Consider the following 18,036-nt stretch of genomic DNA (forward strand, 5'->3'; position numbering starts at 1 on the left):
AAAGAGGGATAATGGGAAATTTAAAAGATCTAACAATACTTTTGGTAGAGGATGAACATAGAGTAAGAGAGTCTATGGGCGAAGTTTTTGCAAGCGAATTTAAGAAGGTAATAACTGCTGGCAACGGAGATGAGGGGCTTAAGAAATTTAAGAAATTTAGTCCTGATATCGTGGTAACGGATATCGCCATGCCTATCATGGACGGACTTGATATGTCAAAAGAGATAAAAGAAATTTCTAAAAACACTCCGATAATCGTTCTAAGCGCATTTAGCGAGAAAGAAAGACTGCTAAAAGCCATAGATGTGGGCATAGATAAGTATTTGATGAAGCCTATTGATATGGATGAGCTTTTTACAGTGCTTGAAAACATAGCAAAATCAAAGATAGAAAGTGCAAACTTGATAGATATTGCGGATGGATATTTTTTCAATCAGACCAAAAGAGTTTTAGTTAAAGACGGAGTGGAGATAGCCCTTACGAAAAAAGAGCTTGCATTTATATCTTTACTCGTTAAGCGCCTTGGCACTCTTGTTTTGATTGAAGAGATAAAAAATGTCGTTTGGGTTGGCGAAAAAGTAAGCGAAGCTGCTATAAGAACCTTTGTAAAGCGTGTTAGAGACAAAGTTGGAGCGGAATTTATCAAAAACATCCCGGGACTTGGATACAAGATAGATCTGAAATAAATTTATAAAAATTTGCTTAATTTAAGAATATTTATATATTATTTACTTTAAAATATCACTATAAAATTACGTTAAAGTGATAAATTTGAAAAGGAGGTTTTTAATGCGACCATCAAATGCATTAAACTACGATTACACGGTAGCTAAGTATTTTATGTTTGCAACCATATTGTTTGGTATCATCGGTATGGCTATCGGCGTGATTATAGCGTTTCAGATGGCATATCCTGACCTGAACTACTTGGCTGGCGAATATGGAACTTTCAGCCGTCTTAGACCGCTTCATACCTCGGGCGTTATCTTTGGATTTATGCTCTCGGGAATTTTTGCGACTTGGTACTACATAGGACAAAGAGTTTTAAAGGTCTCTATGAACGAATCGCCGTTTTTGATGTTTATCGGCAAGCTTCATTTTTGGCTCTATATGGTTTTGATGATAGTCGCCGTAATCAGCCTTTTTGCAGGTGTTAGCACATCAAAAGAGTATGCCGAGCTTGAGTGGCCGCTTGATATAGGCGTAGTTGTGGTGTGGGTTCTTTGGGGTGTTAGTATATTTGGACTTATCGGAATTCGCCGTGAAAAGACGCTTTATATCTCGCTTTGGTACTATATAGCTACGTTTCTTGGCGTTGCTATGCTGTATTTGTTTAACAATATGGCGGTTCCTACGAAATTTATTTCAGGATACGGCGACTGGTGGCATTCGGTTTCCATGTATGCCGGCACAAACGACGCTTTAGTTCAGTGGTGGTACGGGCACAACGCGGTTGCTTTCGTATTTACCGTTGCAATCATAGCTCAAATTTATTACTTTCTTCCAAAAGAGAGCGGACAGCCTGTATTTTCATATAAATTATCGCTTTTTGCATTCTGGGGACTTATGTTTGTCTATCTTTGGGCGGGCGGACACCACCTTATTTACTCGACCGTTCCTGACTGGATGCAGACTATGGGATCGATATTTTCTATCGTTCTTATCCTTCCGTCTTGGGGTTCTGCGATAAACATGCTTCTTACGATGAAGGGCGAGTGGGTTCAGCTTCGTGAAAATCCGTTGATCAAATTTATGATTTTGGCTTCAACTTTTTATATGTTCTCAACGCTTGAAGGACCGATCCTTTCTATCAAATCGGTAAACGCTCTTGCTCACTTTACGGATTGGATCCCGGGACACGTTCATGACGGTACTCTTGGATGGGTTGGGTTTATGACTATGGCGGCACTTTATCATATGACTCCGCGCATTATGAAGCGTGAAATTTACTCAAAATCCTTAATGGAAGTTCAGTTCTGGATCCAAACTACGGGTATCGTGCTGTATTTCGCGTCAATGTGGGTGGCGGGCATCACTCAAGGTATGATGTGGAGAGCGACTGATCAGTTTGGAAATTTAGCCTATTCATTTATAGATACGGTTACGGTTCTTATCCCTTATTATTGGATTAGAGCGGTTGGCGGACTGCTTTACTTGATAGGATTTTTTATATTTACTTACAATATCTACAAATCCATGTCTGCAAGAGTGCTTGATAAAGAGCCTGCAAATGCAAGCCCGGCAGGAATTTGCTGTGGCGTAAAGGAGGCAAAAAATGTTTAGTTGGTTAGAAAAAAATCCATTCTTTTTTGCTGTTGCGGTTTTTATAGTTATCGCTTATGCGGGCATTATCGAAATTTTGCCTGATTTTGCAAATCGTGCAAGACCGCTTGAGGGAGTTAAGCCCCCTACGGTGCTTCAGCTTGCAGGCAAGCATATCTACATGAAAGACAGCTGTAACGCCTGCCATACGCAGATGATCCGTCCGTTTAAATCTGAAACCGATAGATACGGTATGTATTCTCTAAGCGGCGAGTATGCTTATGATCGTCCTCATCTTTGGGGTTCAAAAAGAACCGGACCTGATCTAAAACGCGTAGGCAACTACCGCACGACAGACTGGCATGAAAACCATATGCTAGATCCTACATCCGTAGTTCCTGGCTCTATCATGCCTGCCTATAAGCATATGTTTAAAAACAATGCCGACATAGAGACGGCTTACGGCGAAGCGGTTACTGCAAAAAAAGTATTTGGAGTTCCTTACGATACCGAGGACATGCCTAAACTTGGTTCTTGGGAAGAGACTCAAGCAATCGTAAAAGAAGAGGCTCAGGCTATAGTTGATGAGATGAAAGATCAAGGCGTAAAAGATGCGTTTGCAAGAGGCGAGATCAAAGAGATCGTCGCAATAATCGCATACTTAAACAGCTTGAAATAGGAAAAACGATGGATATGCAGACTATAAGAGAGCTTCAGGGCTATGGATTTTTCTTCTTTACCGTATTTTTGGTAATCGTGCTTTATAGCTATTATTATCATCTTTATAAATCCGAAAAAACGGGCAGAAGAAACTACGAGAAGTACTCGAATTTAGCACTTAACGACAACCTTGATAGCGAAATTTTAGAGTCTGTATCCTCGGATAATACAAAAAAGGAAAGTTAAAATGCAATGGTTTAATTTAGAAGACAATATCAATCTCCTCTCTCTTATCGGCGCATTGGCTATCATCTTGCTTACCGTTTTTGTGGTTGGCAAATATATGAAACAGATGAAAGAGAGCAAATCCGAAGGAGAGCTTAGCGAGCATAATTGGGACGGTATAGGCGAGTATAAAAACCCTCTTCCTATAGGTTGGGCGGTGATGTTTGTGCTTACTCTTGTGTGGGCGATTTGGTACTATTTGGTGGGCTATCCGCTTAATTCGTATTCTCAAATCGGCGAATACAACGAAGAGGTTAAGACTATGAACGCCAAATTTGAAAAAGAGTGGGCAAACCCTGATCTAAAAACTCTTCACGCAATGGGCGAGAGTATCTATTTGGTTCAGTGCTCTGCGTGTCACGGCATAACGGCTGACGGCATTAACGGAAAGGCGGCTGATCTTACCGCATGGGGAAGCGAAAAAGCACTTGTCGATGTGATATTAAACGGCTCAAAAGGACTTGATTATCCTATGGGTGAAATGCCTGGAGGAATGGCCGATGAGGAGGGTGCAAAAGCTATCGCCGCTTACATAGCCAAAGAGCTTTCGGGTATTAAAAAAACATCCAATGAAGATTTAGTTGAAGTCGGCAGAGCGCAGTTTGCGGTCTGTGCGTCATGCCATGGGGATGATGGCAAAGGAATGGACGGCATGAGTCCCGATCTTACAAAATATGGCACTAGCGAGTTTGTGATGGACGTGTTAAGACGTGGCAAAAAAGGCGCGATCGGCGCTATGCCTAAATTTGACGACGGCAGGCTAAACGATATCCAGCAAAAAGCTGTAGGCGAGTATATACTCTCGCTTAGCAAATAAGGAGGCGGCAAGTGGAAAATACAAATCGAAACGTTTTTGCGCTAAACGGCGTAACTGGTATGCTTATAGCCACGGTGCTTTTGCTTACTATCTTGGCGGTGCTTACTTGTCTTGGAATTTCGGCTCAAAAAGAGGTTGCTCTAAAGCCTTATGTCTTAGAAAACCCAAGCGGTATTCAGATGAAAAGCGTTGAAAACGCCAAGCACGTGAAAATTAAGGAGTAGGTTATGTCGGCAATTTTAGAAAAAGCTATACTTGTTTTGCTTATCGTCGCAGCAGCGATTTGCGCGTGGTCGGTTCTAACTCCAAATCATCTATTCGTAGGATGAAAATTTTAAATTTTAAGGGCGTTTTTCTCGCCCTTATCCTTTTTCTATCACCTATTTTTGCAAATAAAATTGTCCTTATTAACCAAAACATCCTAAGCGATAAAGTTGAGAGTAAAATTTCAACTATCGGTGAGGAGTTACGCGAAAAAACCGGCATCTATGCGGGGCTTGGAATTTTTGAAAATTTGGGCGGTAAAAGCATAAACGAGAAATTTAAAGAGTTAAATTTAAAGCCGCCGTATGCATTTTTAATGCTTGCAAAGAGCGAGCATAAGCTTGAAATTTTTGCCGATGAAGATACGCTAAAGCTTTTTGATAAAGAGCAAATTTTAAGCCCATATCCGGCTCGTGGATCGATACTTCCGATACTTACTTCAAAAAACGGCAAGGATATTTATAACGCTTCTATGTTAAATGGCTATGCCGATATCGCCGAGCAGATCGCAAAATCAAAAGGTGTTAAACTAGAAAATGCTATCGGCAGCTCAAATAAAATCACGCTTGATATTTTAAGATTTGCCGTTTACGGGTCGGTTATTTTAGTTATAGGCGTGATAATGTTTGCTAAATTTAGGAGAAGAAATGCAAAATAACACAAAGACGTTTTGGCCTCACGCGATAGTGCTTTCCATCATCGCCATAGTGATAGCTTGCATCGCAACTATCGTTATCGCGCTTAAAAATCCAGTGCAGATGGATAACTTTTATATGGATAGATATCAAAATGTCGATGAAAACATAAACGAGATAAGGGATACTCACAAACGCTTTGAAGCCAAATACGCAGTTGCGTTTGATAATCCAAATCCAAGGGCTATGGAGGGCGAGTTTGAGTTTAAAATCACTCCTAAAAGTGCCCAAGTGCCGAATTTCAAAACGCAAATTTTGCTTACTAAGCCTGAAACGAACGAATTTAACGAGGAGTTAAGCTTAACTCAACAAAAGGAAGTTTTAAAAACAGCCAAGGTAAAATTAGCCAAAGAGGGCAGATGGCAAATTTTGCTTAAGATAAATGACGGTGCGGATACGGGGTTTTATAAATTCGATATAAACGCCACTAGATAGCTAACTGCGCTTTTTAGATTTCAAAAGGCTTGCGCGTGATAGATAGACAAAATTCGCTTTTTGTATTTACAAACTCACGAAAAATTCGCGAATTTAACTCAAATTTTGAAAACAAACTCATACCAAAAGCTCTTACAATAGCTGAATTTGAGAAAAAGGCGGTTTTTGTAAGAGATAAATTTGAGGCTGATCCTACTTATCTGCTTGTTTTGATGCAAAGAGCCACGTCAAGCGTAAAAGAAGCAAATTTAAAGCTAAAAATCCCGAATGAATTTTTTGCCTTTTTAAAAAACAACGACTATCTTTTTAGCTTTTTTAAAGAGCTTGCTATCCAAAAAAGAGCTATCTCAGACATCAAATTTAGCGATATATACGCTGATTTTGAGGAGCACCTTGATATTCTTGAAGCGGTTTTTAAAGAGTATAAAGCTCTGCTTGAAGCCGAGAATTTATACGATGAGATAACTTTGAGTGAAATTTATGAACTAAATACTCGGTTTATAGGCTCTTATAGTGAAATTATAATTGAAATAGACGGATTTTTAAGCGAATTTGAATGGGAGCTCATCGGTAAAATTTCAAATTTAACAACTCTAAAAATCATCTTTCAAACAAGTAAATTTAATAAAAAACTTATTGAGAAGATAGCTCAAATTTCAAGCATCGAGATAGAAAATTTCACCCCTTATACAAAATTTGAGCTAAATCTCAGCGCAAAAAGCCTCAAAAGTCTTGAAAAAATAGAGCGAAAAAGAGCTATTAAGGCTCGCTCGTTTAGTGTTAGAAGCTTGCAGTGCGCTTACGCTATGGCTAAAGTTAGCGAGTTTGTACGCGAAGGTATCGCGCCTGAAAAGATAGCTGTCATATTACCTGACGAGAGCTTTGGCGAGATTTTAAAACTGCATGATTTTAACAGGCTATTTAACTTTGCAATGGGCGAGAGCTTTACGCATACTAAAATTTTTCAGACGCTAAGCTATATAAACGACGCGATAAACGATAAGAAAAGCATAAATTTAAGTTCCGAAAACAGCCTAAAATTTAGTGAATTCGAGTTTGTGTTAAACTCATTTGGCGTTAGCGACGAACTTTTTAATAAATTTAAAAACGGCTATGAAAGTGCTTGTTCGTTTGAAAAATTTAAAGAGCTAATGGATGAAATTTTAGCCTTGCAAAATGATACTAGAGTAGAAGAAAAGGTACTTGAAGAGCTCTTTTTCGTGCAGAATTTATCGCGCTATTTTAGCTTTAGTTTAAGGCAAATTTGCGAGATATTTTTAATACGTCTAAGAGCGCTTAGCCTTGATGATGTAGGCGGCGGAAAGGTTAGCGTGATCGGCGTTCTTGAAAGTCGCGGTATGAAATTTGAGGGCGTTATATTGCTTGATTTTAACGACGATCTAATACCAAAAAGAAGTGTAAATGAGATGTTTTTAAACTCTCGCGTTAGAGAAAAAGCAGGTCTTATAAGCTACGCCGAGCGTGAAAATTTGCAGAGGTTTTATTATGAAAGCCTTATAAATTCAGCCAAAAAAGTAGCGATCGGTTATGTCTTAAACGAAGAAAAGATAGCTTCGAGATTTTTAAACGAATTTAGTGTGGTTGAGGACGTTAAATTTAGTGACGAAAGCTATATGAAACTGCTTGGCGGTTCAAATTCGGCTACTCTTAATGGCTTTGATGAAGAGGTTGTTTTAAAGCATGATTTTTTTGCTAGACCGCTTTCTTTTTCAAGACTTAACACATTTTTAAAGTGCGCCAGAAAGTATTATTATGCTTATATTAATGGCATTAAGCCTGCTAATATGCCTTATGAAAAAAGAGGCTTTGAAGTAGGATTAAAGCTTCATGCCGCACTTTGCGAGTATTATCAAAATTTTAAGGAATTTGATTTAAGCAAATTTAAAAATATCCTTTTGCAAAAAGATATCAGCCCGCTTGATTTTGAAATTTTGATGGTTAAATTTGAAAAATTTAGCGAAGTTGAGGAGTCTAGATTTAAAGAGGGTTGGCGAGTTTTGGAGTGTGAAAAGAGGCTTGAAAATACGTTTTGTGGCGTGCATATAATCGGCGTTATAGATAGGATTGACGTTAAAAATGAGCAGATGATGCTCATTGATTATAAAAGCGGCTTGATAGAAAAAAAGTCCTTACAGCTTCCATTTTATCAAGCGCTTATCGGCAAAGAATGCGAAACAAGATATTATGACCTTAAAAACGAGATGAATTTGCTAGAAAATAGCTCAAATTTAGATGAACTTCAAGCAGAGATGGAAAATCTAAAAAGCATAAATAACACTCATATAAATTTCGCTCAAAATATCTCCGCAGAGTGCAGATACTGTGAGTTTAAAACGATTTGTAAGGGCGAACTATGAAGCCGTTTTTAGCCCTTGAAGCAAGTGCGGGAAGCGGCAAGACATTTGCGCTTAGCGTGAGATTTATCGCTACGATTTTAAACGGAGCAAGCCCAAACGAGATAGTTGCGCTTACATTTACTAAAAAAGCTGCAAACGAGATGAAAGAGCGTATCATCAAGACTTTTTTAGCTCTTGAAACTCACGTAGCCGAGCTTGCCGAACTATCAAAAATGCTTAAAAAAAGCGAAGAAGAAATTTTAAAAATGCGCGACAAGCAAAAGGCTAAATTTTTAGAATCAAATCTTAAAATAGGCACTTTTGATTCGTTTTTTGCTAGCATCTTAAGGCAGTTTAGCTTAAATTTGGGGTTAAGCTCCGATTTTGATATAAGTTCAAATTTAAAAGAGCTTCAAAGAGCAGAATTTATAGCTCAAATTTCAAAAGATAATGCGCTTTTAAAAGCGCTTGCCGCTTCAATCGCAACTGCACAAAAGAGCCAAAACAACTTCTTTGAAACGCTTGAGATGTTTTATGAGAATTTTAGCTCGCTAAAACGGGATGAAAATGCCAAATTTCCAAATCCTGACGGAGTTAAAAAAGCTCTTTTAAATTTGCGCGAATATGCTGAAAATAATGGCGGTTCAAAAACGGCGGTTGATTCATTTAGCGAGGCGGAGCCAATAGAGCTTATCAAACGTTCTTTCATAAGCAAAGAAAGCCTTGAATACCGCACTTACTCTAAAATTTACACCCCTAAGCTTGATGAGCTGTTTTTTGAGCTTAAAAATGAGCTAAAGAGCTATTTTGACGAACTTGAAGCTTATAAGATAAATGAGCTTGGGCGGTTTTTAGAAATATATAAACGAGTAAAACTTGAGCTTAATCAAAAGCTAAATACTCTTACTTTTAGCGACATAAACGCACTTGTTTATGAGCTGCTTTGTGGCAAGCTTGATAACCAGATGCTTTATTTTAGGCTTGACGGTAGGATAAATCACCTCTTGATCGATGAATTTCAAGACACAAACGTGACGCAGTATGAGATTATGAAGCCATTAATTGCCGAAATAGTTGCGGGATACGGACAAAACGGGCTTGGAAGCTTTTTTTATGTGGGTGATACCAAGCAGAGTATTTACGGATTTCGCGGTGGGAAAAAGGAGCTTTTTGATAAGTTAAAGAGCGATTTTATCCAGATAGAAAATGAAAATTTAGATACGAATTACCGAAGTTTCAAGGCTCTTGTGAAGTTTTCAAATGCGGTTTTTAAGGATAAGATCGCAAATTTTATAGAGCAAAAAGCATCTGTAAAAAATGATGAGCGCATAGATGGCGTGCAGGTTTTGGATGAGTGCGAGTATTTTAAAAGCGAGTCTAACGATCATGGATTTTTGCGTGTCGTAAGCAGTGAAGATATCGTAAGCGAGGCGGTAGAGCAGACTAAAAACCTGCTTGCAAACGGAGTAAAAGAAGATGATATAACGATACTTTGCTGGAAAAACGAAGACATAGATCGCCTTAGCATAGCACTTGAATCTAGCGACATAAAAAGTCTAGGCGAAGGAGCTACCGAGCTAATCAAAAGCCCTTATGTGGGCGCACTCTTGGAGTATGCTAAATTTTGCCTGTTTGGCGATGAAATTTATAAGCTAAATACAGAAGCGATTTTGGATGTAAAAGCCGTAAGGCTAAAAATAGATGAAGCTAAACCGGCGTTTCAAAGCTTAAAATACTTAGCCGATAAACTTGGAGTAAGTAGCGATAATAGCGATGTTTTAAGGCTTTATGAGATGGCGCAAGAGTTTGGAAATTTGGCTAATTTTATATTTAACCTTGAAAAAACCCAAGAAAAAGCTAGCTCAAAAAGTAAAAACGGCGTAAAAATAATGACCGTACATAAGTCAAAGGGGCTTCAGTTCGAGCATGTGATAGTATGTGATAAGATAGGCGGAGATAAAAACGATAGTTCAAATTTTATCACCGAATACGATATAAACAGCGGTTGGCAGATAAGACATAATGTAAAAAAAGAGAGTTTTGACGATGAATTTGCAAGTCTTAAACAAAGAGTTAAAGAGCTTGAATACGCAGAGGATATCAATAAACTCTATGTTGCTTTTACACGCGCTATTTGTTCGCTTGTGGTTGTAAAAAAACTGGAAGCAAACGGCAAAAATCCTAGCTTTTTTAGCACGTATGAATCAAGCGGAAAAAATGTGGAGTATCTAAATTTAAATGACTTTAGTTTTGGAAAAATTTTGCCTAGTAAAAGTGAAAGTGCAAATGGGAAAATATCACACGATCATCTTGACATAGTTAAAATTTCAAAGCAAGAAATTGATGAATCCCAAAGGCAAAGTAGCAAGAATTTGCATGCCATTTATGTCGGGCTGGCGCTTCATTACCTGCTTGAAATGACGGCTAAATTTGATGAAAATGAGCTTGAAATAGCGAAAATTTCAATGCAAAATAGATTTAGTAAATTTCTTACGCAAAACGAGCTTGACGATGTTTATAAGAGTGCTTTAAATTTGATTAAAGATGAGAAATTTAAAGAATTTACAAATTCTAAATTTGTGTTTAAAGAGCAGCCTATTAGATTTCAAAACTCCCTTAGACAGATTGATTTGCTATGTTTTAAAGATGATGAAATTTGTATAATTGATTATAAAACTTCAAAGAAAAATACTGAGGAAAATATCGCTCAAATAACGCAGTATAAAGATGCTATAGGGCAGTTTTATCCGAATTTTAATGTTAGAGCCGCACTGTTTTATGCCTTTAAGGATAAGGTAGAGTGGATTGAAATTTAAATATTACTTAAATTAAGGTTAATATAAGCTATTTTTAAATACAATCACACTCTAAAATTATTGGCAAAGGTAAGAAAATGACAAAAATAACAAAGCCAAACGAAGTTAAGCGCGATTGGATTTTGCTTGATGCATCCGGCAAGCGTTTTGGTAGATTATTAACCGAAGTTGCAACTATACTTCGCGGTAAAAATAAGCCAAATTTCACTCCAAACGTTGATTGTGGCGACTATGTTATCATAATAAACGCTTCAAAGGTAGAATTTACAGGCAACAATAAAGCCGAAGATAAGCTTTATCACAGACATTCTGGATATTTTGGTAGCGTAAAGAGCGAGAAATTCGGTGATTTGCTTGCAAATAAACCGGAAAAACTATTTAAGCTTGCCGTTCGTGGAATGCTTCCAAAGACAAAGCTTGGTAAAGAGATGATTAAGAAATTAAAAGTTTATGCGGGTAGCGAACATCCTCATACAGCTCAAATTGCTAAAGAAGGAAAATAATTATGGCAAAAGTTTATGCAACAGGTAAAAGAAAAACTGCTGTAGCTAAGGTTTGGATAAAATCAGGAAGCGGTAAAATCATAGTAAACGGAATGGATCTTAATACTTGGCTTGGCGGTCATGAGGCGATCAAGCTAAAAGTTGTTCAACCACTTCTTTTAACAAAGCAAGACGGCAGCATAGACGTAACCGCTACAACTCTTGGCGGTGGATACTCAGCACAAGCCGAGGCTTTAAGACACGGAATTTCAAAAGCTTTAGCAGAGATGGATGCTGATTTCAGAGCTACTCTTAAACCAAAAGGCTTGCTAACTCGTGATTCACGCGTTGTTGAGCGTAAAAAATTCGGCAGAAGAAAAGCTAGAAGAAGCCCACAATTCTCTAAACGTTAATCAATATTTATACTTCTCAAAGCTCCTTTTTGGGGCTTTGAATTTATTCTTCTTAAATACGATTTCACTCGTTTTATCTTTTTAAATTCTATGATAAAAAACAGTAAATTTGTATTATAAATTATTTTTTTGTATAATAATAGACAAAGTGTTTAAATAACATTTATAAAATTTGTGATAACATTTCAACTTGCATTTAAAAATATGCAAAGAAAGGACATTCTATGAAAAAGATTGCTATTGCTTTAGTTGCTGCTACTGCGCTTTTTGCCGCTGATTCGGCATATAACTACGAGTTGACTCCAACTATTGGAGGAGTTCACCCTGAAGGAAATCTTGGAACAAACGATCATGCTGCTATCGGTTTAAGAGTTGGCAGAAATCTTGAGAATTTTTTCCTTGATCAAGTTGAGTTAGGCTTCAACTATTCAAATAATGTTAAAGAATTTAACGAAAAAGGTAAGGCTGCAAGGTATTTTGTAAACGTTATTAAAGATTTTGGTCTCACAAACAACCTATCTCTATACGGACTACTTGGTGCCGGTTGGGAAGATGTGTCTGCTAAATTTGTAGATAATGAAGATGGCGGATTTGGTCAGTACGGCTTAGGTTTAAAGTATAAAGTTACAGACAACTTTGCACTTCGTGCAGAAGCTGTTGATGCTATCAAATTTGAGCATGGAGATCACAATCTATTCTATACGCTTGGTTTTGCTGTAGGATTTGGAGAGAAAGCTTCTCCTGTAGTTGCTGCTGTAACGGAGCCTATAAAAGTACCTGCTAATCCAGTGGCACCAAAACCTGTAAATCTTGACGATGACAACGACGGCGTTTTAAATGACGTTGATAAATGCCCTAATACACCGGCAGGTGTTGTAGTTGATGAGACTGGTTGTGATAAGGTTATAGTTCTTAGAGATATCGGTGTAAATTTTGCATTTGATAGCTATAAAGTAACTCCTGAATATTTTGAGGAGATTAAAAAGGTTGCTGAATTTATGAGCGAAAATCCAAGCTACCGTGTTGTACTAGAAGGACATACTGATAGCACGGGCGCTGAGGCTTACAACCAAAAACTATCTGAAAAAAGAGCAAATGCCGTTGCTAAAGCTCTTGAGGGTCTTGGTGTAAGCGCAAGCAAAATCACAACTGTAGGTTATGGTGAGCTTAAGCCTATAGCTGACAATAAAACAAAACAAGGTAGAGCTGAAAACAGACGTGTTGAAGCTAGATTTAATAAATAATTAAATTAAATTATGAGTATGGGCGATATTAATTTTGATACTATTTGGTCTTTGATATCCTCATACTCGCTTAAAATTTTAGGCTCTATCGCCATCCTGCTTATAGGAAAGTGGCTTGTCGATAGAGTTTCTAAACTTCTTTCTAAAGTTATAACTGTTTCAAAATTTGATGAAACTCTTTCAAGATTTATACTTAATGTAATAAAAACTCTTCTAATAGTCTTTGTAATCATAGCCGCTATATCAAATTTAGGCATAGAAACTTCTATGTTTGTAGCAGCATTTGGAGCCCTTGGTCTTGCTATAGGTATGGCATTTAAAGATACTTTTTCTAATATCGGCGCGGGTATTTTGATAGTATTTTTTAGACCTTTTAAGATCGGTGATACCGTTGAAGTTTCAGGTGTTTTGGGGGTAGTTAGCGAAATAAGTATATTTAGCACTATCTTAAAAACAGGAGACAATAAAACTATTATCGTTCCAAACGGGCAGATTATCAACGATAATATTATAAATTACTCAAAAGAGGGTACAAGACGCGTTGAAATAGTATTTGGTATTGACTATAACGATGATTTAAAGCTTGCTAAGGAGATTATTTTAAAAATAGCTAATGAAAATCCAAAAGTTTTAAAAAACCCGGTCCCTTTCGTAGGAGTAAGTAGTCTTGGAGACAATAGTGTAAATTTAGCTGCTAGACTTTGGTGTTTGAGTGGAGATTTTATGGATGTTCAGTTTAGTATGCTTGAAGCTGTAAAATTAGAGTTTGATAATCAAGGCATCTCTATACCTTTCCCTCAACTTAATATCCACTATCCACAAAAGAAGCAGAGTGAATAAAACTATACTCTTTGATCTTGACGGAACTCTTATTGATTCAACTCCTGCTATTTTAGACGGCTTTAATCAGGCTTTTAGAGCGCACGGTGCTTTTGAACCAAATAGCCAAGATATAAAATCGCTTGTAGGGCACCCTCTTGATATTATGTTTGCTAGATTAGGCGTAAATAATGAACTCATAGATAGCTATATAGAGGCTTATAAGGCTAGATATCAGGAAATCTATTTAGATCAAACTACGCTTTTAAAATTTGCCAAAGAGGCAGTTAAACTAGCTTCCCAGATAGCAGATGTTGGTGTAGTTACTACTAAGACTTCTAAATTTTCGGCGATATTGCTTGAGCATCTTGACATTATGCAGTATGTTAAAACTCTTATCGGAAGAAATGATGTGGCAAATCCAAAGCCAAATCCTGAGCCTATAAATTTAGCTTTAGCAAGGCTTGGCAAAGATGGTCCTCAAGATAGAGCAAATACTTTTATGATAGGTGATACCTGTATGGATATGTGTGCTGCAAGAGCGGCTAAGGTTAATGGCTTAGCGCTACTTTGCGGTTATGGCACGTTTGATGTTTTACAAACTTGCTCTGATAAAATTTTTAGCAACTCTCTTGAGGCTGTTAGATATATTCAAAATCTTTAGTTTTAATTAAACAAAGCATATTTAGTTTTTGTTTTAATTTTTCTATTTTCATAAATATATTTAATTTATCGTAAAATAGAGAAAATTTGAACCAAATTTAAAATAATTATTAGTTAATTGCATTAAACATCTATTTTGAAATTTCGTTTTATAATTAAAAAAATTGTATAATTGAAAGAAATTTAAGGAAAAATATGAGCAAAATTATGAAAACTATGGACGGTAACGAGGCGGCGGCTTACGCTTCTTACGCATTTACGGAGGTTGCGGGAATTTATCCTATTACTCCGAGTTCTCCGATGGCTGATTACACTGACGCTTGGGCTGCGGCAGGAAAGAAAAATTTATTTGGAATGCCCGTTAAAGTCGTTGAAATGCAAAGCGAAGGAGGCGCGGCAGGAACGGTTCACGGCTCACTTCAAGTAGGCGCGCTTACCACTACTTACACGGCTTCTCAAGGTCTGCTTTTAAAAATTCCTAATATGTATAAGATCGCAGGGCAGCTTCTTCCCGGAGTTATTCATGTGAGTGCTCGCTCTATCGCCGCTCAGGCGCTTTCTATATTTGGTGATCATCAAGATATCTATGCCTGTCGCCAAACGGGGTTTGCGATGCTGGCAAGCGGTTCTGTTCAAGAGGTTATGGATATCGCAGGCGTTGCGCATTTGGCGGCTATTAAGGGTCGCGTGCCGTTTTTGCACTTCTTTGACGGATTTAGAACAAGTCACGAAATTCAAAAGATTGAAGTTATGGATTATGCTCATTTTGATAGACTTTTGGATAAAGAGGCGGTTCAAAAATTTAGAGATGAGGCGCTAAACCCCGAGAGTCCAAAGACTAGAGGTACTGCTCAAAACGACGATATTTACTTTCAAACCAGAGAACTAACCAACCGCTTTTATGACGCGGTTCCTGATATAGTTGCTGATTATTTGGCTGAAATTTCAAAAATAACAGGACGCGAGTATAAGCCGTTTAACTACTATGGAGATCCGCAAGCGGAGCGAATTATAATAGCTATGGGTTCGGTAACTCAAACTCTTGAGGAGGTTGTTGATCACTTAAGAGAAAAAGGCGAAAAAGTAGGCATTGTCAAAGTTCATTTGTATCGTCCGTTTAGCTTAAAATACTTGTTTGATGTTATGCCAAAAAGCGTTAAGAAAATCGCCGTTTTAGACCGCACAAAAGAGCCAGGAAGCTTGGGCGAACCGCTATATCTTGACATAAAAGCTGCATTTTATGAAAGCGAATTAAAGCCTGTCGTAGTCGGCGGTAGATACGGACTTAGCTCAAAAGATGTCGATCCTGCTCAGATGATAGCCGTATTTGAAAATTTAAAACTAAATGAGCCTAAAAACGGCTTTACCGTAGGAATCGTAGATGATGTTACATTTACTTCGCTTGAGGTAAAAGAGAAAATTTCACTGAGTGACGATAGTGTAAAAGAGTGTTTGTTTTACGGACTTGGCGCGGACGGAACGGTTGGAGCTAATAAAAACTCCATTAAAATTATCGGCGATAAGACCGACCTTTACGCTCAGGCTTATTTCGCATACGATAGTAAAAAATCAGGCGGATACACACGCTCGCATTTAAGATTTGGCAAAAATCCTATCCGCTCGACATATCTTGTCTCAAACCCGCATTTTGTAGCTTGCTCGGTCGCGGCGTATCTTGAACTTTACGAGGTTATAGACGGCATAAGACAAAACGGAACGTTTTTATTAAACTCAATCTGGGATGCAGAGGAGACTTTGGCTAAAATTCCAAACAGAGTCAAGAGAATTTTGGCTCGCAAAAACGTAAATTTCTACATCATAAACGCTACTAAGCTGGCTCATGATATCGGGCTTAAGAATCGCACAAATACTATTATGCAGTCAGCCTTTTTTAAGCTTGCAGATATCATACCTTTTGAAGATGCGCAAAAATACATGAAAGAATACGCTCACAAAGCATACTCCAAAAAGGGCGAAGCGATAGTCGAGATGAACTATAAGGCTATCGATATGGGTGCCGGTGAGCTTGTAAAAGTACCAGTAGATCCTGCTTGGGCAAATTTAAACGATGAGAGCGATACGAAAGAACAATATATCGGAACCGATTTTGTCGAAAAGGTAGTAAAACCAATAAATGCGGCTAAGGGCGATAGCCTGCCGGTATCCGCGTTTTTGGGCTATGAAGACGGACACTTCGAGTCAGGAACAACGGCTTATGAAAAGCGCGGCGTAGGAGTGATGGTGCCAAAATGGATAGAGGAAAATTGTATCCAGTGTAACCAATGCGCATTTGTATGTCCGCATGCCGTCATAAGACCGTTCTTGATAGATGATAACGAACTTGAAGCGGCTCCTCAAACCGTAAAAGATCACGTACTGGACGCAAAAGGCAAGGAGCTAAAAGGTCTAAAATATAAAATTCAAGTTAGTATTCTAGACTGTACCGGCTGTGAGCTGTGCGCGCAAAACTGCCCTAGCAAAGAAAAATCTCTTGTAATGGTGCCTTTTGAGGAAGAGCAAGAGAAAAACGAGCAGGTAAATGCCGATTATCTATTTAAAAATGTAACTTATAAAGACGATCTTATGAGCAAAGAAAGCGTCAAAGGCTCAAGCTTTGCTCAGCCTCTTTTTGAATTCCACGCAGCTTGCCCGGGATGCGGCGAAACTCCTTATCTAGGACTTATTACAAGGTTGTTTGGCGATCATATGATAGTGGCGAATGCGACAGGTTGTAGCTCGATTTACGGAGGAAGCGCGCCTTCTACGCCATACACCACAAATAAAGACGGACACGGCGTGGCTTGGGCGAATTCGCTGTTTGAAGATAATGCCGAATTTGGTATGGGTATGGAAGTAGCTACGCAAACTATTCGTCACCGCATAGAAGATATAATGCTTCGCACAAAAGATATCGTGCCAAACGCGCTTAGCGCACTTTATACCGACTGGTGTGAATTTAAAAACGATAGCGCTAAAACCAAAGAGATAGCTAAAATTTTAGTGCCGATTTTAGAGCAAAATTCGCAAGTTGAAGGTGTAAAAGAAATTTTAAGCCTTAAAAAATACCTCATTAGAAAATCTCAATGGATCATCGGCGGCGACGGCTGGGCGTATGATATCGGATTTGGCGGACTTGACCACGTGCTTGCAAGCGGAGAAAACGTAAATGTGCTTGTGCTTGATACTGAGGTTTATTCAAACACAGGCGGTCAAAGTTCAAAATCAAGCCGTGCAGGCTCTATAGCCCAATTTACCGCTTCGGGAAAGCCTGCTCAGAAAAAAGATCTAGGCTATATCGCGATGACTTACGGAAATATTTTCGTAGCGCAGATAAACTCAAACGCAAGCCAAGCAAATACGATAAAAGCGATTTTAGCGGCTGAAGCGTATGACGGACCAAGCCTTGTGATAGCCTACTCGCCTTGTATCGCTCACGGTATTAAAGGCGGACTTAGCTATTCCGGCAATCAGGCTGAACTTGCGACAAAATGCGGTTACTGGCCAACTTATGTCTATGATCCAAGGCTAGCTAAAGAGGGTAAAAACCCGCTTAAGATGACATCTAAAGAGCCTGACTGGAGCCTTTATGAGGAGTTCTTGTTAAATGAGGTTAGATATAGCGCGCTTAAGAAGACAAATCCTGAGCACGCAGACGCACTTTTAAAGAAAAACGAGGATGACGCTAAACGTCGCTATCGCCAGCTAAAACGCTTGTCTGTAGCTGATTTTAGCGATGAGGTTGAGCTAGCGCGGGAAGCCTAGCCTAGCCAAAACGGCGAGTAAGACTTTCTCTCGCTCAAATTTTACGAGCGAGAGGATTTGGC

16 protein-coding genes are annotated in these 18,036 nt (G+C 38.4%); all 16 read left to right on the top strand.

Going from position 1 to position 18,036, the window contains the following annotated elements; all coding sequences use genetic code 11:
- Positions 1 to 11: 11 nt before the first annotated feature.
- A complete protein-coding gene (locus ACHJH3_RS00690) occupies positions 12 to 686 on the top strand; it encodes a response regulator transcription factor (protein ID WP_169941263.1) in 675 nt (224 codons plus the stop codon).
- A 103-nt stretch (positions 687 to 789) separates the two neighbouring features.
- The gene (ccoN, locus tag ACHJH3_RS00695) at positions 790 to 2,283 is read left to right on the top strand and encodes a cytochrome-c oxidase, cbb3-type subunit I (RefSeq protein ID WP_169941265.1); all 1,494 of its coding nucleotides are present in this window, start codon (positions 790 to 792) and stop codon (positions 2,281 to 2,283) included.
- A complete protein-coding gene (gene ccoO, locus ACHJH3_RS00700) occupies positions 2,276 to 2,941 on the top strand; it encodes a cytochrome-c oxidase, cbb3-type subunit II (protein ID WP_407063168.1) in 666 nt (221 codons plus the stop codon). Before ccoN ends, ccoO begins: the two co-directional genes overlap by 8 nt.
- A gap of 8 nt (positions 2,942 to 2,949) precedes the next feature.
- Positions 2,950 to 3,168 (top strand): cytochrome c oxidase, cbb3-type, CcoQ subunit, encoded by a 219-nt coding sequence (locus ACHJH3_RS00705; RefSeq protein ID WP_172198082.1) that lies wholly within the window; start codon positions 2,950 to 2,952, stop codon positions 3,166 to 3,168.
- Position 3,169: 1 nt separating this feature from the next.
- Positions 3,170 to 4,024, top strand: coding sequence for a cbb3-type cytochrome c oxidase N-terminal domain-containing protein (locus tag ACHJH3_RS00710; RefSeq protein ID WP_407063169.1), 855 nt, complete (start codon positions 3,170 to 3,172; stop codon positions 4,022 to 4,024).
- A gap of 11 nt (positions 4,025 to 4,035) precedes the next feature.
- Positions 4,036 to 4,248 carry a DUF4006 family protein gene (locus ACHJH3_RS00715; protein WP_407063170.1) on the top strand — a complete coding sequence of 71 codons (213 nt, stop codon included), beginning with the start codon at positions 4,036 to 4,038 and terminating at the stop codon, positions 4,246 to 4,248.
- Between the two features lie 101 nt (positions 4,249 to 4,349).
- A complete protein-coding gene (locus tag ACHJH3_RS00720) occupies positions 4,350 to 4,946 on the top strand; it encodes a hypothetical protein (protein ID WP_407063171.1) in 597 nt (198 codons plus the stop codon).
- Positions 4,936 to 5,418: a FixH family protein gene (locus ACHJH3_RS00725; protein WP_407063172.1), complete on the top strand. Its 483-nt coding sequence runs from the start codon at positions 4,936 to 4,938 to the stop codon at positions 5,416 to 5,418. Before ACHJH3_RS00720 ends, ACHJH3_RS00725 begins: the two co-directional genes overlap by 11 nt.
- Before the next feature lie 35 nt (positions 5,419 to 5,453).
- On the top strand, positions 5,454 to 7,796 hold the full coding sequence (locus ACHJH3_RS00730; protein WP_407063173.1) for a PD-(D/E)XK nuclease family protein: 2,343 nt from the start codon (positions 5,454 to 5,456) through the stop codon (positions 7,794 to 7,796).
- Positions 7,793 to 10,591 (top strand): RecB-like helicase, encoded by a 2,799-nt coding sequence (locus ACHJH3_RS00735; RefSeq protein WP_407063174.1) that lies wholly within the window; start codon positions 7,793 to 7,795, stop codon positions 10,589 to 10,591. The genes ACHJH3_RS00730 and ACHJH3_RS00735 overlap by 4 nt, the downstream gene beginning before the upstream one ends.
- 77 nt (positions 10,592 to 10,668) lie before the next feature.
- Entirely contained in the window at positions 10,669 to 11,094 is a 426-nt protein-coding gene (rplM, locus tag ACHJH3_RS00740; RefSeq protein WP_169941281.1) for a 50S ribosomal protein L13, read from the top strand.
- 2 nt (positions 11,095 to 11,096) lie between these two features.
- Positions 11,097 to 11,486, top strand: coding sequence for a 30S ribosomal protein S9 (gene rpsI / locus ACHJH3_RS00745; RefSeq protein ID WP_169941284.1), 390 nt, complete (start codon positions 11,097 to 11,099; stop codon positions 11,484 to 11,486).
- Between the two features lie 224 nt (positions 11,487 to 11,710).
- On the top strand, positions 11,711 to 12,730 hold the full coding sequence (locus tag ACHJH3_RS00750) for an OmpA family protein (protein ID WP_407063175.1): 1,020 nt from the start codon (positions 11,711 to 11,713) through the stop codon (positions 12,728 to 12,730).
- Positions 12,731 to 12,748: 18 nt separating this feature from the next.
- A complete protein-coding gene (locus ACHJH3_RS00755) occupies positions 12,749 to 13,570 on the top strand; it encodes a mechanosensitive ion channel family protein (protein WP_407063176.1) in 822 nt (273 codons plus the stop codon).
- Positions 13,563 to 14,213: an HAD family hydrolase gene (locus tag ACHJH3_RS00760; RefSeq protein WP_407063177.1), complete on the top strand. Its 651-nt coding sequence runs from the start codon at positions 13,563 to 13,565 to the stop codon at positions 14,211 to 14,213. Before ACHJH3_RS00755 ends, ACHJH3_RS00760 begins: the two co-directional genes overlap by 8 nt.
- A 194-nt stretch (positions 14,214 to 14,407) precedes the next feature.
- A complete protein-coding gene (gene nifJ, locus ACHJH3_RS00765; RefSeq protein ID WP_407063178.1) occupies positions 14,408 to 17,974 on the top strand; it encodes a pyruvate:ferredoxin (flavodoxin) oxidoreductase in 3,567 nt (1,188 codons plus the stop codon).
- Positions 17,975 to 18,036: the final 62 nt, after the last annotated feature.

It is taken from the genome of Campylobacter canis, from assembly GCF_045504005.1.
In the GTDB taxonomy this organism is placed as follows: Bacteria; Campylobacterota; Campylobacteria; order Campylobacterales; family Campylobacteraceae; genus Campylobacter_A; species Campylobacter_A canis.

Excerpts from the sequence above, each read along its gene's own strand:
- ACHJH3_RS00690 (WP_169941263.1), top strand. The coding sequence starts at position 12 with ATGGGAAATTTAAAAGATCTAACAATACTTTTGGTAGAGGATGAACAT.
- ccoN (WP_169941265.1), top strand. The coding sequence starts at position 790 with ATGCGACCATCAAATGCATTAAACTACGATTACACGGTAGCTAAGTAT.
- ccoO (WP_407063168.1), top strand. The coding sequence starts at position 2,276 with ATGTTTAGTTGGTTAGAAAAAAATCCATTCTTTTTTGCTGTTGCGGTT.
- ACHJH3_RS00705 (WP_172198082.1), top strand. The coding sequence starts at position 2,950 with ATGGATATGCAGACTATAAGAGAGCTTCAGGGCTATGGATTTTTCTTC.
- ACHJH3_RS00710 (WP_407063169.1), top strand. The coding sequence starts at position 3,170 with ATGCAATGGTTTAATTTAGAAGACAATATCAATCTCCTCTCTCTTATC.
- ACHJH3_RS00720 (WP_407063171.1), top strand. The coding sequence starts at position 4,350 with ATGAAAATTTTAAATTTTAAGGGCGTTTTTCTCGCCCTTATCCTTTTT.
- ACHJH3_RS00725 (WP_407063172.1), top strand. The coding sequence starts at position 4,936 with ATGCAAAATAACACAAAGACGTTTTGGCCTCACGCGATAGTGCTTTCC.
- ACHJH3_RS00735 (WP_407063174.1), top strand. The coding sequence starts at position 7,793 with ATGAAGCCGTTTTTAGCCCTTGAAGCAAGTGCGGGAAGCGGCAAGACA.
- rplM (WP_169941281.1), top strand. The coding sequence starts at position 10,669 with ATGACAAAAATAACAAAGCCAAACGAAGTTAAGCGCGATTGGATTTTG.
- rpsI (WP_169941284.1), top strand. The coding sequence starts at position 11,097 with ATGGCAAAAGTTTATGCAACAGGTAAAAGAAAAACTGCTGTAGCTAAG.
- ACHJH3_RS00750 (WP_407063175.1), top strand. The coding sequence starts at position 11,711 with ATGAAAAAGATTGCTATTGCTTTAGTTGCTGCTACTGCGCTTTTTGCC.
- ACHJH3_RS00755 (WP_407063176.1), top strand. The coding sequence starts at position 12,749 with ATGGGCGATATTAATTTTGATACTATTTGGTCTTTGATATCCTCATAC.
- nifJ (WP_407063178.1), top strand. The coding sequence starts at position 14,408 with ATGAGCAAAATTATGAAAACTATGGACGGTAACGAGGCGGCGGCTTAC.